This window comes from Micromonospora sp. NBRC 101691 (genome assembly GCF_030269285.1).
GTDB lineage: Bacteria > Actinomycetota > Actinomycetes > Mycobacteriales > Micromonosporaceae > Micromonospora > Micromonospora echinospora.
Genome location: NZ_BSTB01000005.1, coordinates 155,266 through 168,952, shown reverse-complemented (window position 1 = coordinate 168,952; position 13,687 = coordinate 155,266). Strand labels below are relative to the sequence as shown.

The window sequence follows — 13,687 nt, the reverse complement described above, 5'->3', positions numbered from 1 at the left end:
GTCAGCCCTTGGGGATGTCGAACAGGTTCGGGATGTTGGCGGCCAGGCCCAGGTCGCCCTTGGCCTTCAGCTTGCCGGTCATGAACATCATGGCGGGGTTGGCCGCGCCCGCGACGATCTTGAGGAACTCGACCGGGCCGAGGGTCAGGGTCAGCTTCGGCTCCCGCTCCGGGGTGGAGTTGACCGTGCAGGTGCCGTTCTCGATGACGACCTCGTAGGTGTCGGAGCCGCCGTCCGGCCGCCCGGTGATGTTCCAGTGCAGCACCGCGTTGGTGGAGCCGGCCTTCTCGGCGCGGAACAGCGACGGCATCCGGCTGAACACCTCGTCGAGGACCTTGCCCCGCAGATCGCCCGACATCACCTCGGCGATCTTCTTGTCCGGCGTGGACTTGACGAGCTTGGCGAACTCCTTGGGGCCGTACGAGGAGAAGGTGGCCGGATCGAAGTCAGTCATGGGAAACCTTCCGGACGTCGTGACGCCGTCGTGCCGCGCGGGTTCCGCGTCGGTTCGGGCGCACGGGTAGATTTGCCTACTCTGGCGTAACCTTACGCACGAGTAGGTATGCTCGCAAGGTGTCCAGCCCTCCCGCGTTCCGTCGTCTCCCGCGGGCCGTCCGCGAGCAGCAGATGCTCGACGCGGCCGTCCGCGCCTTCTCCCGCCGGGGTTTCCACGCCGCGAGCATGGACGAGATCGCCGAGGATGCCGGCATCTCGAAGCCGATGGTCTACGCGTATCTCGGGACCAAGGAGGAACTCTTCGTCGCCTGCCTGCACCGGGAGGGCACCCGCATGGTGGAGGCCATCGCCGGGGCCGCCGCCCCGGACCTGCCGGCCGACGAGCGGCTCTGGCGGGGGCTGCGGGCGTTCTTCGGATTCGTCGGCGCGCACCGGGACGGCTGGGTCGTGCTCTACCGGCAGGCGCGGGGCGAACAGCCGTTCGCCGGGGAACTGGCGGTGATGCGCAGCCGGATGGTCGAGGTGGTCGCCGGCATGCTCGACCACGCCCTGCGCGCGCAGGGCCGCGAGGTCCGCGAGACCGACCTGGAGGTGATCGCGTACGCCCTGGTCGGCGCGACCGAGTCGCTCGCCGACTGGCTCGCCGACCACCCCGAGGCCGACCCGGCGAAGACCGCCACCCGGATGATGAACATCGCCTGGCTCGGCGCGGACCAACTGCTGCGCGGCGAGACCTGGCACCCGGCCGCGGAGTGACGACGCTCCCGCGGAGTGACGACGCCCTCCGGGCCGCCCGGAAGTAGGCGGCCCGGGGCTGTCGGTGGGGTACGCGAGGATGGGCGGATGCTCGACCGGATCGACGACATCGACTGGCGGAAGCTCGGCCATGCCTACGGGTCGGCCGGGGACGTCCCCGACCAGCTTCGCGCGCTGTGCTCACCGGACCAGACGGAGCGCGAAGGCGCCTTCGGTGACCTCTACAGCAACATCTTCCACCAGGGCAGCCGGTACGAGGCGAGCGCGTACGCGGTGCCGTTCCTGCTCGACATGGTCGCCGACCCGGCCACGCCGGACCGGGAGCTGGTGCTCTACCTGCTGACCTGCCTGGCGATGGGCTACGACGAGAGCTGGCTGCCGGACGGCTTCCCGGTGGCGGAGTACCGCCGGGTGTCCGAGGGGGGCCGGGAGCTGCTCGCGGCCAAGCCGCCCAGCTCGGCGGAGAACGACGACCCCGAGGCGCTGTACCTGCGGGCGCTGGACAGCGACGACCAGAACCGGCTGTACGCCTACTACGAGCTGGCCACGTACGACGCGGTGCGGGCCGGGGTGCCGATGTTGCGTACCCTGCTCGCCCATCCCGACCCGGGGCTGCGTGCCGGGGCGGCGTACGCCCTCGCCTGGTTCCCGGAGGAGGCGGCCGGCAGCCTGCCGGCGTTGGGTGCGGCCGTCTCCACGGCGCTGGCGGCCGACGACAGGACCCCCGCGCAGGCGACGGGCGGCCCGACAACGGACGGCCCGGCGGCGGGCGGGCCGATGACGGGCGGCCCGATGACGGACGGCCCGGCGGTGGACGGCCCGGCAACGGACGGATCGGCGGGCGGGGCGACCGCCGGCCAGCCGACGGGTGTCCGGGAGGCGGAGGTGGCGGCGACCGCGCTGGTGGCCGCCGGGTTGCTCGGGTCCGCGCCGGACCGGGCGCTGCTGACCGACCCGCGTCCGGTGGTCCGTTGGGCCGCCGCCGTGGCACGGGCCCGGGTGCTCGGGCCGGACGCCGACGACGCGACCGTCGAGGAACTGCTGGGCTGGACGACCGCCGCCCCGCGCGGTCGACGGCGGTCGGCCGACGACGTCCCGGTGCCGTTCCTGAACGGCGACCTGGCCGGGTACGCCGCACTGGCGCTCCGGCAGGTCGGGCCCCGACACGCCGACCGGGCGTTCGACGCGCTGCTCGACCGGCTGCCCGCCGTCGAGGGCGTCGAGGCGCTGCCGGTGGCGACCGAAGCGCTCCGCCTGGCCTTCCCCGACGGCCCGCTGGCGGCGGGGACGTCGCCGGAGGCGCTGACCGGCCGGCAGCGACGGCTGGTCGAGGTGCTGGCCACCTCGCCGTTGCCGTGGTCGGTCGACGGCCACCGGTTCGCGAACTTCTCGCTGCTGCTGGACGAGTACGGGCTACCCCGCAGCCACGACGAGATGGTCGCCTACCTCCGCTGACCGCCGCCACCCCGCCCCGAAGGCCGGGGCCGGCGAGGCCGGCCGCTTGTCCTCGGCGGTGGGGCCGTGCGAGGTGAGCACCACCGGAGCGGCCAACGCCTCCTCGACCGCCGTCACCCAGTCGGCCGGCGGGGCGTCGTAGACCGGGCGGGCGGCCAGCAGGCGTTCGGTGAGCGCGGCCTGCCGGTCCAGATCGCCGGGGGGACCGACCGGCAGCCGGTCCACGGTGTCGTAGCGGCGGCAGATCCGCAGCGGCCGGTCGGTGAGGTCCAGGTGGGTGAGCGCCAGCCCGTCCACCCCACCGGCCACCTCCAGGGCGTACCGGTGGGCGACCGCGTCGAAGTGGCCGAACCGGAAGCGGCCCTGCCACGGGTTGGTCGGGTTGCGCGGGTCGGTCAGCGGCAGCGCCCGGTCCTCGGTGACCAGCGGACCCGGCCCGTGCCGGGTGGTCACGGTGCGCAGCACGCCCAGCCGCCGGGCGGTGCCGGCCAGCCCCGCCTCGGCGAGCAGCTCCTCCGCGTTGGCGAAGGTGGTGGTGCTCCACGTCGTGTACGGGTGGAAGCCGTGCCACTCGTCCAGCAGCACCCCCTGCGCGCCCTCGAAGACGCAGGTGCCCGCCCGCAGCACCCCGGCCAGGTACGACCCGTCCACGATCGCCACCCGGGCGGCGAACCCGGTGAACGCGGGCAGGCAGTCCTCGACCGGCGGCGCGTCCAGCGGACCCAGTTCGGTGGTCAGCCGGTCCCGCAGCCGGGTCAGCCGGTCCCGCAGCAACCCCGGGTGGCGGCAGTCAGCCACCCGGGGCGCCTCGTCGGGGTGGGCGAGACCGTACGCGACGGTCTCACCCACCCCCAGCCCGCAGGAGCCGTGCCGGTCGGCTCCCCGGGCCAGTTCCCGGGCCCGGTTGGCGGCCCGGTGGTACGGCGTGGCGAGCAGCGCCCCGCCGTCGACGGTGAGCCGGTCGAGGGCGTCGGGCACCCCGACCGAGGTGAGGTGGTCGGCCTCGGCGGCCAGGGCCAACGGGTCCACCACCACGTGCCGGGACAGGTGGGTCCGCACGCCGGGGCGGAACGTACCCGCCCCGAACTGCGCGAACGTGTGCTGCCGGCCGTCGGCGAGCACGACGTTGTGCGCCGCCTGCGCACCCCCGTTGAACCGGACCACCGTGTGCACCGGGCGGGTCGCGCAGAGCCAGTCCACCACGGTGCCCTTGCCGGCGTCGCCGTAGCCGAGGTCGACCACCATCACGTGGTTCACAGTCGGGTGACCCCTCCGGTCGCGCCGCTGCCCGGGGCCGGCAGGGTCGAGCCACCACGCTGGGCGGGCAGGGTCGAGCCGCCGCGCGGGGCGGGCAGCGTCGAGGTGGCCGGGGGCAGCGACGACACCACCGTGCGCCGGCCGCCGCCGATCCGGGCCAGCGCCTTCGACACCGTGCCGGTGGCCGTCGACCCGTGCCGGTTCAGGTCCCGCAGGCCCTCGTCGAGGTCGATGGCCTCCTCGCCGAGTCCGACCGTGAGCGCGATGGTCTCGCAGACCGCGTCCAGGTCGTCCAGCTCGATGGCGTTCTGCCCGAGCAGGTCGCGCCAGAAGTCGAGCACCTTCCGGTTGCCCGAGTAGTGGCTGCCGGCCGGGAGGAGGTAGTACGTGTCCCAGCGGCGGGTCACCTCGTCGACGACCTGCCGCACCGGCACGTCCTCGCCCAGGCCGTCGCCGATCAGGCGGGCCACCTCACGCTGCTTGACCTTCCCGTAGGCCAGCTCGTCGCCGATGATGAAGAGGTAGCCGCGCCGGCCGCGCTTCTCCCAGGAGTCGGTGACCGTGTGCCGGGCCATGAAGTACATCGCCAGCTCGTACGACTCCATCATCTGGCCGCCACCGCCGCCCTCCAGCACGATCTTGCCGAGGTCGTCGTCCATCCGGTTGTCCGACTCGAACTGGCCGACCTGCAACGGCACCCGGTCGCAGGTGGCGTCGCCGATCGCACCGAACATGACCTGCGGGTCGCGGGCGTAGCCCTGGCGCAGCAGCAGCCCGAGCAGCTGCGGCAGTTTGGCCTGGAGGGTGCGCGGCACGTGCCCCATCGAGCCGGTCACGTCGAACAGCACCGCGATCGGGGTCGACTGCGGGTGCTCGGCGGAGTCGCGGCTCTCCCGGGTGGCTCCGCGCGGGTCGAGGTCGGGGTGCACGGTGCGGGCCCCGCTGTCGCTGTACGAGAAGGCGCTCTTCCCGGTGGCCTTGCGGTAGCGGTCGGCGGCGTCGTACACGTTGGTGGACCAGATTCCACTGCCCATGGCAGCCTCCCTAGGGGTTGAGGGTGAAGGGTCGGAAGGTGCGCGGCCCGTAGAGCCGCTCCAGCACCTCGTCGAGTTCGCCGAGCAGTCGCCAGGCGTCGTCGGGTCGGGCGTGCAGCGTCGGCAGACGGCACCCGTCGGCGAAGGCCCGCAGCTCACGCGGGGCACGGTCGCCCATCAGCCAGGTCATGCAGCGGGCGGCCATCGCGAGATCCGTGCCCGGCCCGCAGGGCCGCTTCGCGGTGACCTCGGCCGGATACCAGTCCTCGTGGCCGGGCACCGTCGCCGGGACGGTGCCGTCGCCGACCACCGCGAAGCACCAGTCGACCAGCACCACGCCGTGCGCGTCCGGCTCGATCAGCACGTGCCGGGGCAGCACCGCGCCGTGCACCACACCGGCCCGGTGGGCCAGGCCGAGGGCGACCAGCAGCCGCCGCCACATCCAGGCCGCGTCCCGGGCGTCCAATCCGTCCGGGTACGCCCGGCGCACCTCGTCCAGGCTGTGCAGGTTCGGTACGGCGGCCAGCACGTTGACCCGCCGCTCCGCGCCGGTGGCCGCGTCCCGGTGCCGGAACGAGTCGACCAGCCGGGGCACGTACGGCAGGTGACGCGGGTCGCCCCGCTCCTCGATGGTGCGCAGGGCGTGCGCCTCGCGGGCCATCAGGTCGTTGTCGCCGGGCTGACGGGGCAGCTTGAGCAGCCGGTCCGCCCCGACGTCGTACAGGTCGGCCAGGTCGCCTGCGTACGACAGCCGGCCGAGCCGGTAGTCGCCGAGCAGGATTCCCGGGCCGTGGGTCTTCGCCCGCCAGCGGGTGGTGACCTCGACGAACGCCTCGGTGGCGGCGGCGCGGACCCGGTCGTCGGCCCGGCCGAGCCGGTCCGGGTGCAGGGCCGCGACCAGTTGCCGGTACCGCTGGGCCGGCGCGTCGACGCCGAACAGGTCGTCGTCGGTGCGGGCCGCCGCGACCAGGCGGATCGCCTCCTCCGTCCTCACCGGATCTCCTCCTCCCGGGCGGGGCGCAGCAGCGCCGGGTGGAGCAGCCGGGCGTCGCCGGCCCGGTAGAGCTTCGCGCGCGGGCCGCCCCGGGCCCCGCCGCGTTCGGTGGTCGCGCCGGTGCTCTCCACGAAGCCCGGTACGGAGAGCACCTTGCGGTGGAAGTTGCCCGCGTGCAGCGGGTGCCCCCAGACCGTCTCGTAGACGCCGCGCAGCTCGCTGATGGTGAACTCGGCGTCGAGGAAGCGGGTGGCCAGCGGGGTGTACTCCAGCTTGGCGCGGGCCCGCTCCAGCCCCTCGTCGACGATCCGGGCGTGGTCGAAGGCGAGTTGCCGGTTGCCGAGCGCGTCCACCGGCAGCCAGGCCGCCTCGGCGGCGTCGCTGGCGGCGACCGGGTCGGGCAGGTCGGGGGCGAAGGCCAGGTGGGCGATGGAGACGATCCGCATCCGCGGGTCGCGGCCCGGGTCGCCGTAGCTGCCGAGTTGTTCGAGGTGGACGCGGCGCATGCGCTCGTCGCCGAGGCCGGTCTCCTCGGCCAGCTCCCGGCGTGCGCCGGTGGCGAGGTCCTCGTCGGGTTGGACGAACCCGCCGGGCAGCGCCCAGTGCCCCGCGTACGGCGGTTGGCCGCGCCGGACCAGCAGCAGGTGCAACGCACCCTCGCGGATGGTCAACGCGACCACGTCGGTGGTGACCGCGACCGCCGGGTACGCCGAGGGGTCGTACCCCGCCAGGAATTCCTGCTCGTCCAGCACGTTCATCTCTCTCACCTTGAGAACAACTCAATCTGAGAACAACTTAGCGCAGGCGGTGACGTCCGTCCACCCCCGATGTGGCAGAACCTCAGGTGACGTGGCCCACCAGGTGGGGGCGGCCGGAACGGGCGTCGTTCAGGGCGAGGCCCCCGTCGGGTGTGGTGCTGAAGACGACCGTCGAGGGCAGCGGAACCGGCAGCTTGAACGCCACCTCCACCGTGTACGCCGCCGGCAGGCGGGGTGCCAGGGCGGCCAGGCAGCGGGCCTTGCTCCACATGCCGTGGGCGATCGGACGCGGGTAGCCGAGCAGTCGCGCCCCCAGCCGCGAGGTGTGGATCGGATTGTGGTCACCGGAGACCCGGGCGTAGTCCCGGCCCACCCGCGGGCCAACCCGCCACCGCGTCGGCCCGGTCGGCGCGGGCGACCACTCGCCCTGCTTCCGCTGGCCGCCGGCTGCCGACCGCTCCCGTCCGAGGTACGTCGACACGCCCCGCCAGACCTCCTCGCCGTCGACCGAGGCGACCAGCACCACGTCGAGTTGCCGGCCACGTGCATGTGGACGCAGGTTCTCCGCGTACGTGGTGAAGTCCAGGGACTCGCCCGCGTCGACCGGCCGGTGCACGGTGATCCGGTTGCCCACGTGCACGACGCCGGCCAGCGGGATCGGGAAGTCCGGGGCGCTGATCAGCCGCAATGCCAGCGGGAACCCCAGGACGTGCGGGTAGGTCCCGGGCAGCGCGTCGGTCAGTCGGAACCCGCAGACCCGGTCGTAGTCCGCCAGGTGCGTCCGGTCCACGGTGACGCCCCGGACGGTCAGGGCGGTGTCCGGCAGTTGCCCGGAGCGCCGGCCGCCGCCCACCCCGGGCAGCGAGCCGAGCACCGCCCGCCGGTAGAGCGGCCCGGAGGCCGGCATCCGGGGCAGCTCGATCTCCTGCCGGCCCATCACGCCCCCAGCAGGCTCTGGCCGCAGACCCGGACCACGTTGCCGCTGACCGCGCCGGAGGCGGGCCAGGCCAGCCAGCCGATGGTCTCCGCGACGTCCACCGGCAGGCCGCCCTGGGACATGCTGTTCATCCGGCGGCCCGCCTCACGCAGCGCCAGCGGGATCCGGGCGGTCAGCCGGGTCTCGATGAACCCGGGAGCCACCGCGTTGACGCTGATCCCCTGGTCGGCCAGCGCCGGGGCGAGCGAGTCGACCAGCCCGATCACGCCGGCCTTGCTGGTGGCGTAGTTGGTCTGGCCCCGGTTGCCGGCGATCCCGGCGATCGACGACACCGAGACGATCCGCCCGCCGCGCGGGATCAGCTCCCGTTCCAGCAGCACGTCGTTGATCCGCTCCTGGCTGGAGAGGTTCACGTCGATCACCTGGTCCCACCGGTCGGCGTTCATCCGGGCGATGGTCCTGTCCCGGGTGATGCCGGCGTTGTGCACGACCACGTCCACCCGGCCGTGCCGGGCGACCAGGTGGTCGGCGAGGCGGGTGGCGGCGTTCGGCGCGGTCAGGTCGAGCTGCACGGCACTACCGCCGATCCCGTTGGCCACGGCGGCCAGTTCGTCCCCGGCCTCGGGGATGTCCAGCACGACCACCTGCGCGCCGTCGCGGGCCAGCACCCGGGCCAGGGCCGCGCCGATGCCCCGGGCCGCCCCGGTGACCAGGACGACCTGTCCGTCCAGCGGGCGGTCCCAGTCGGCCGGCGCGGCGGCCGGGCCGGTGCCGACCCGGATCACCTGCCCCGAGACGTACGCGGACCGCCCGGAGAGCAGGAACCGCAGGGTGGACTCCAGACTGGTTCCCGTGCCGGCGTCCCCCTCGGCGGTGACGTACACGAGCTGGGCGGTGACGCCCCGGCCGAACTCCTTGCCGATGCTGCGGGTCAGCCCTTCCAGGGCCCGCTGGGCGGTCGCCTCACGTGGGGTGGCGCACTGCTCGGGCGGGGTGCCGAGCACCACCACCCGCCCGCTGGCGTGCAGCGACCGGGCGTACGGGTGGAAGAAGTCGTAGAGCTGCCGCAGGCCGGTCGAGTCGGTGATCCCGGTGGCGTCGTACAGCAGGGCCCCGAAGCGGGTGTCGGCGGACGCGGCGGCCACGTCGCCCCCGGCGGCCGGGCCGTCGGTGGTCAGCTCGACCCCGGCGGCGCGGAGGATCCGGCGGGCCGGCTCGGCGAGTCGGCCCCCGGTCGCGGCGCCCACCAGGGCGGGGCCGGGCAGCAGCGGGTCACCGGGGCGGTGCCGGCGCAGGCGTGGCGGGTCGGGCAGCCCGAGGCGCTTGACCAGCGCGCGACCGGCCCCCGATTGGACGAAGCTCGCGTACCTGTCGGTCATAGGCGTAGCCTACTGGCGAGTAGGGTGGGGGCAAGAGTTTCGAGGAGGCGGGATCGTGCAGAGCATCCGACGGGTCGCGGTGATCGGCGGGAACCGGATCCCCTTCGCCCGGTCCAACTCGCGGTACGCGAACGCGTCCAACGCCGACATGCTCGGCGCGGCGCTCGACGGGCTGGTCGCCCGGTTCGGCCTGGCCGGGCAGCGGCTCGGCGAGGTGGTCGCCGGGGCGGTGCTCAAGCACTCCCGGGACTTCAACCTGACCCGCGAGGTGGTCCTCGGCTCGAAGCTCGACCCGCACACCCCCGCTTACGACATCCAGCAGGCCTGCGGCACCGGGTTGGAGGCCGCGATCCTGGTCGCCAACAAGATCGCCCTCGGGCAGATCGACGCCGGTGTGGCCGGGGGTGTGGACACCACCTCGGACGCCCCGCTCGCCGTCAACGAGGACATGCGGCGCACCCTGCTCCAGCTCAACTCCGCCCGCACCCTCGGCCAGCGACTGAGGATCGCCGCGAAGCTCCGCCCGCACCAGCCCTTCAAGCCGGAGATCCCGCGTAACGCGGAGCCGCGTACCGGGCTGTCGATGGGAGAGCACGCCGCCCGCACGGCGTTGAGCTGGAGCGTGGGCCGGCAGGCCCAGGACGAGTTGGCGCTCCGCTCGCACCAGCGGCTCGCCGCCGCGTACGACCGGGGGTTCTTCGACGACCTGGTCACGCCGTACCTGGGGCTGACCCGCGACCAGAACCTCCGCCCGGACACCACCCTGGAGAAGCTCGGTGGCCTGAAGCCGGTCTTCGGCACCAGGGGCCCGGACGCCGGGCTGGCCACCATGACCGCCGGGAACTCCTCCCCGCTCACCGACGGCGCGTCCACCGTGCTGCTGGCCAGCGAGGAGTGGGCGCGCGAGCGGAGCCTGCCGGTGCTCGCCTGGTTCACCTGGTCCGAGACGGCGGCGGTGGACTTCGTGCACGGTGACGAGGGGTTGCTGATGGCCCCTGCGTACGCGGTGCCCCGGATGCTCGCCCGCGCCGGGCTGACCTTGCAGGACTTCGACTACTACGAGATCCACGAGGCGTTCGCCTCGCAGGTGCTGGCCACGCTCGCCGCCTGGGAGTCGCCGGAGTTCTGCAAGGAGCGCCTCGGCCTGGACGCGCCGCTCGGCACGGTCGACCGGGAGAGGCTCAACGTCAACGGCTCGTCGCTGGCGGCCGGGCACCCGTTCGCCGCGACCGGCGGCCGGATCGTCGCCACCCTGGCGAAACTGCTCGCCGAGCGGGGCGGTGGCCGGGGGCTGATCTCGATCTGTGCGGCCGGCGGCCAGGGCGTCACGGCGATCCTGGAGCGCTGATCCGGACCGAGCAGACTCGGACAAAAGTCATTATGCGAGCATCTTCCTCCTTTCAGGTGTGAAAGGTACAGTTGCTCACATTCACGTACAAACCTCTTGATGATGAGGGTCTCTGACCCATCGTCTTCAGGAGGTTTCCATGGCGATCGACCGTCGTCGACTACTGGCGCTACTGGCCGGCGTCGCCTTCGTCCTGCTTCCGCTGCCCGCACAGCCGGTGGGCGCGGTCACCGGGCAACCGCTCACCGCACCCGTCACACCCACACCCACACCCACACCCAGCGTCGGGCAGAGTCCAACGCCCTCGCCCTCGCCCTCGGGCACCCAGGCCGGCGGACAGCAGCCCGACTCACGCGGCGGCCAGCAGCAGGACGACCGGGCAGCCGCCTCACCGTGCCGTCCGGGTACGCCCCCGAACGCGCCGCCGACCACCGCGTACGACAACAACCAGCTCCTCGGCCCGGCCCAGGCGCTGACCGCCGACCCGGTCGGGCCGCTGCTCGGCGACTACAAGCGTTTCGGCGCGCTCACCCAGCAGGAGTTCCTCGACCAGTACACGAACGCGGCGCAGAAGGCGTACGTGTACCCGCCGGCAGGCGGGTTCGTCGTCGGTTCGGACGGCAGCCCGGTCAAGACGGCGCAGACCCTGCTCCCCGGCTACCGGCTCGACCGGTTCGGCTTCCCCGGCGGCGCCTACCTCGCACCGCTCGGCACGCCGTTCGGCTCCCGGTCGCTGCCGCCCGCCAACCTGAGCACCCCGGCGACCGCGCCCCTGGCCAACTACCACGTCTACTGCGTGCTCAAGCCGTTCACCGTCGACTCCGGGCCGGTCGCGCCCTGGTTCGCCCAGCCCGGCATGGGCACCCAGTTCAAACTGGAGCAGCGGTACCTGCCCGAGGCCGGCGGGCAGCTCAGCATCACCTGGTTGATCGAGAACGGGTACCTGGTCGAGGAGGATCTCACCGCCACGCCACGGGGACAGTGCGGGACCACGGCCGGTGTCACCATCTGTTGAGCGGTGGTGGATCGAGGACAGGAGTCGGCGGGTGGACCGGCACGAGTTGCGTAACGTCCTGCTGCACACCGGGCTCTCCCCGGAGGCCTTCGAACTGGAGGGCGTCCACGAACACGTGCCGCTCCCGCCGGACTTCTGGTTCCTGCGCCGGGCGTCCGACGGCCGGTGGGAGATCGGCCTCTACGAGCGCGGCGTCCACGACGTACGGGAGACCCACGACACCGAGGACGCCGCCTGCCGGGCCCTCCACCAGGCCCTGACCGGACGACCTGCCCCGTCCTGACCTGCGGTTCACTGGATCGTGGTGGCGAAGGGCCCCACCTGGGGTCCGGTTGCCACCACGATCCAGGCAACCCACCTCGGGCGGGACTCCGTCACCTGGGTATGACGGTAGTTACGGGTTCCGCGCGGTGAGGCGCGCGGACGAGGAGGAGTACCGGCAGTTCGTGGCCGCCCGGCTGGAGCCGCTGCGCCGGACGGCGTACCTGCTCTGCCGGGACTGGCACACCGCCGACGACCTGGTCTCGATCACCATCGGCAAGCTCTACCGGCACTGGCGACGGGTACGCGAGGCGGAGAACCTCGACGCGTACGTGCGCGGCATGCTGACCAACGCCTGGCTGGACGAGCGCCGACGGCCGTGGCGACGCGAACGCAGCGTCGACGAACTTCCCGAAGAGGTGGACCTGCACCGGGTCGAACCCGTGCTGGCCGACCGGGAGATGCTGCTCGACCTGCTCGGTCAGCTCCCCGCCCGGCGTAGGGCGGTGGTGGTCCTGCGCTTCTACTGCGACATGTCGGTGGAGGAGACCGCCGGGATCCTCGGCATCAGCAACGGCACGGTCAAGAGCCAGGCCGCACGTGGCCTCGACGCGCTGCGTGCCCTCGCCACCAATCCGTCGGGACGATCCAGTGAGGAGTGGGCATGAGCTACCGGCAGGCACTGGACGAGGCGATCGGACACTCGCCGGTCTCGACGGTCGACGTCGACCGGGTCATCTTCAGGCAGCGGCGGGCCAGGAGGCTGCGGATGTGGGGAGCCGGCGGAGCCGGAGCGGCGGCTGTCCTGGCGGTGACCCTCACGGCGGGCCTGCTGTGGGGGCCACAGCCGTCGCCCGCCCCACCGGCCATTCCGCCGTCCCCGTCGGTCCCGCCGATTCCGTCACACCCCCCGGCTCCGAGGATCACCACCGTGGCCGGCAGCGAGGCGGACTGGCAGCGCCTGGAGGCCGCCGTCGAGGCGTCCCTCAAGCGGACCGCGCCGAGCATAAAATGGCCGAACTCGACCGCCCCCGGTCTGGACCGGCCGGGTTGGCAGTCGGACGGCCGGAGTGGCTGGACCACCAAGGACCAGTTCTCGGTCAAGGGCGAGATTGCCGCCGACGGCAAGCGCGGTTACCTGCTTCTCGTGGTCAGGCGGCAGGGACTGGTGGGCTTCCACTCGTCCCGCTGCGAGCGGCAGTCGAAGATGACGATCGACTGCGTGGAGGCGGCCGGCCCGGACGGCTCGCGGATCAGGACCAGCACCATGGACATGGGAAGCCGGTCCACCCCGCCACTCACTGTGCAGATGCTGCGGGCCGACAACTCCGCGGTGACCCTGACGTTGAGTGGCCACACGTCGCCGGGACCACTCCCGCTCACCGTCGAACAACTGATCACCATCGCCACCGATCCGACACTGAACCTCGGCCCGCTGCCGCCCGGCGTCGAGGTGCCGGTGCAGACGTTGCCGCCGAGCGCCCCGGCCGACCCGGCACAGCAGGAACGGCTCGACAAGGCGGTCATCGCCGCGCTGCGCGCCCAGCTCCCCGGCGTGACGTCGAGCGCCGCCCTGGAGGAGGCGTGGACGGGCTCCGGCGGCGACAACGACCGCGACAACTACTGGGGACAGGCCCCGATCACGAACGGGAAGACCCGCCCGGCGCTCTTCTCTGTCCAGATCTGGCGCAAGTCCCCGAGCTTCGGCAGCCTCACCTGCGGCAGGCCGTCCGGGTCCTACAGTTGCCGGAAAGGCGAGGGGCCGAATGGCGAGCAGTACCGGATCGCCACCACCCTCAGTGGAAAGGGCGACACCCGTACCGGCGAGCGGTCGATCGACGTGCGCCGTAAGGACGGCTCCTGGCTCAACGTCAACCACGCCAGCGGCGGTACCGGGCCGACCTTCGCGCTGACCGAACAGCAGCAACTGGCCATCGCACTCTCCTCGACCCTCACCCTCGCACCCCGGTAGCGACGAACTCCGGTGGCGGCGGGCACCGGGTTTTCCACTCCGTCGATCATGAAGTTGTGGCGCCC

General features: G+C 73.0%; 14 protein-coding genes. 7 read left to right on the top strand and 7 right to left on the bottom strand.

Features of this window, described 5'->3' with window-relative positions:
• Nucleotide 1: 1 nt before the first annotated feature.
• Nucleotides 2-454 (bottom strand): SCP2 sterol-binding domain-containing protein, encoded by a 453-nt coding sequence (locus QSK20_RS11375; RefSeq protein ID WP_285788553.1) that lies wholly within the window; start codon nucleotides 452-454, stop codon nucleotides 2-4.
• Nucleotides 455-573: 119 nt separating this feature from the next.
• Between QSK20_RS11375 and QSK20_RS11370 the strand changes: the two genes are divergently transcribed.
• Together QSK20_RS11370 and QSK20_RS11365 are read left to right on the top strand one after the other, a co-directional pair.
• Entirely contained in the window at nucleotides 574-1,212 is a 639-nt protein-coding gene (locus QSK20_RS11370; RefSeq protein WP_285788552.1) for a TetR/AcrR family transcriptional regulator, read from the top strand.
• 87 nt (nucleotides 1,213-1,299) lie between these two features.
• Nucleotides 1,300-2,667 carry a HEAT repeat domain-containing protein gene (locus QSK20_RS11365; RefSeq protein WP_285788551.1) on the top strand — a complete coding sequence of 456 codons (1,368 nt, stop codon included), beginning with the start codon at nucleotides 1,300-1,302 and terminating at the stop codon, nucleotides 2,665-2,667.
• On the opposite strand, the gene QSK20_RS11360 is transcribed toward QSK20_RS11365, so the two are convergent.
• From QSK20_RS11360 to QSK20_RS11335, 6 genes are all read right to left on the bottom strand, one after another.
• The gene (locus tag QSK20_RS11360) at nucleotides 2,626-3,924 is read right to left on the bottom strand and encodes an adenylosuccinate synthetase (RefSeq protein ID WP_285788550.1); all 1,299 of its coding nucleotides are present in this window, start codon (nucleotides 3,922-3,924) and stop codon (nucleotides 2,626-2,628) included. The genes QSK20_RS11365 and QSK20_RS11360 overlap by 42 nt on opposite strands.
• The gene (locus tag QSK20_RS11355) at nucleotides 3,921-4,958 is read right to left on the bottom strand and encodes a hypothetical protein (RefSeq protein WP_285788549.1); all 1,038 of its coding nucleotides are present in this window, start codon (nucleotides 4,956-4,958) and stop codon (nucleotides 3,921-3,923) included. Before QSK20_RS11355 ends, QSK20_RS11360 begins: the two co-directional genes overlap by 4 nt.
• 10 nt (nucleotides 4,959-4,968) lie before the next feature.
• A complete protein-coding gene (locus tag QSK20_RS11350; protein ID WP_285788548.1) occupies nucleotides 4,969-5,952 on the bottom strand; it encodes a BUD32 family EKC/KEOPS complex subunit in 984 nt (327 codons plus the stop codon).
• Nucleotides 5,949-6,710, bottom strand: a complete 762-nt coding sequence (locus tag QSK20_RS11345; RefSeq protein WP_285788547.1) for an NUDIX hydrolase — start codon at nucleotides 6,708-6,710, stop codon at nucleotides 5,949-5,951. The genes QSK20_RS11350 and QSK20_RS11345 overlap by 4 nt, the downstream gene beginning before the upstream one ends.
• 82 nt (nucleotides 6,711-6,792) lie before the next feature.
• Nucleotides 6,793-7,647 carry a MaoC/PaaZ C-terminal domain-containing protein gene (locus QSK20_RS11340; protein WP_285788689.1) on the bottom strand — a complete coding sequence of 285 codons (855 nt, stop codon included), beginning with the start codon at nucleotides 7,645-7,647 and terminating at the stop codon, nucleotides 6,793-6,795.
• Entirely contained in the window at nucleotides 7,647-9,026 is a 1,380-nt protein-coding gene (locus tag QSK20_RS11335; RefSeq protein WP_285788546.1) for a 3-oxoacyl-ACP reductase, read from the bottom strand. The genes QSK20_RS11340 and QSK20_RS11335 overlap by 1 nt, the downstream gene beginning before the upstream one ends.
• A gap of 55 nt (nucleotides 9,027-9,081) precedes the next feature.
• Here QSK20_RS11335 and QSK20_RS11330 point away from each other — a divergent pair, with 55 nt between their 5' ends.
• From QSK20_RS11330 to QSK20_RS11310, 5 genes are all read left to right on the top strand, one after another.
• The gene (locus QSK20_RS11330) at nucleotides 9,082-10,374 is read left to right on the top strand and encodes an acetyl-CoA C-acetyltransferase (RefSeq protein WP_285788545.1); all 1,293 of its coding nucleotides are present in this window, start codon (nucleotides 9,082-9,084) and stop codon (nucleotides 10,372-10,374) included.
• 139 nt (nucleotides 10,375-10,513) lie between these two features.
• Nucleotides 10,514-11,389, top strand: a complete 876-nt coding sequence (locus QSK20_RS11325; RefSeq protein WP_285788544.1) for a TNT domain-containing protein — start codon at nucleotides 10,514-10,516, stop codon at nucleotides 11,387-11,389.
• Nucleotides 11,390-11,420: 31 nt separating this feature from the next.
• Nucleotides 11,421-11,672, top strand: coding sequence for a hypothetical protein (locus tag QSK20_RS11320; RefSeq protein WP_285788543.1), 252 nt, complete (start codon nucleotides 11,421-11,423; stop codon nucleotides 11,670-11,672).
• A 127-nt stretch (nucleotides 11,673-11,799) separates the two neighbouring features.
• On the top strand, nucleotides 11,800-12,318 hold the full coding sequence (locus tag QSK20_RS11315; RefSeq protein WP_285788542.1) for a SigE family RNA polymerase sigma factor: 519 nt from the start codon (nucleotides 11,800-11,802) through the stop codon (nucleotides 12,316-12,318).
• Nucleotides 12,315-13,622, top strand: coding sequence for a hypothetical protein (locus QSK20_RS11310; RefSeq protein ID WP_285788541.1), 1,308 nt, complete (start codon nucleotides 12,315-12,317; stop codon nucleotides 13,620-13,622). Before QSK20_RS11315 ends, QSK20_RS11310 begins: the two co-directional genes overlap by 4 nt.
• The last annotated feature ends 65 nt before the right edge of the window (nucleotides 13,623-13,687 follow it).

Excerpts from the sequence above, each read along its gene's own strand:
- QSK20_RS11375 (WP_285788553.1), bottom strand. The coding sequence starts at position 454 with ATGACTGACTTCGATCCGGCCACCTTCTCCTCGTACGGCCCCAAGGAG.
- QSK20_RS11365 (WP_285788551.1), top strand. The coding sequence starts at position 1,300 with ATGCTCGACCGGATCGACGACATCGACTGGCGGAAGCTCGGCCATGCC.
- QSK20_RS11355 (WP_285788549.1), bottom strand. The coding sequence starts at position 4,958 with ATGGGCAGTGGAATCTGGTCCACCAACGTGTACGACGCCGCCGACCGC.
- QSK20_RS11345 (WP_285788547.1), bottom strand. The coding sequence starts at position 6,710 with ATGAACGTGCTGGACGAGCAGGAATTCCTGGCGGGGTACGACCCCTCG.
- QSK20_RS11340 (WP_285788689.1), bottom strand. The coding sequence starts at position 7,647 with ATGGGCCGGCAGGAGATCGAGCTGCCCCGGATGCCGGCCTCCGGGCCG.
- QSK20_RS11335 (WP_285788546.1), bottom strand. The coding sequence starts at position 9,026 with ATGACCGACAGGTACGCGAGCTTCGTCCAATCGGGGGCCGGTCGCGCG.
- QSK20_RS11325 (WP_285788544.1), top strand. The coding sequence starts at position 10,514 with ATGGCGATCGACCGTCGTCGACTACTGGCGCTACTGGCCGGCGTCGCC.
- QSK20_RS11310 (WP_285788541.1), top strand. The coding sequence starts at position 12,315 with ATGAGCTACCGGCAGGCACTGGACGAGGCGATCGGACACTCGCCGGTC.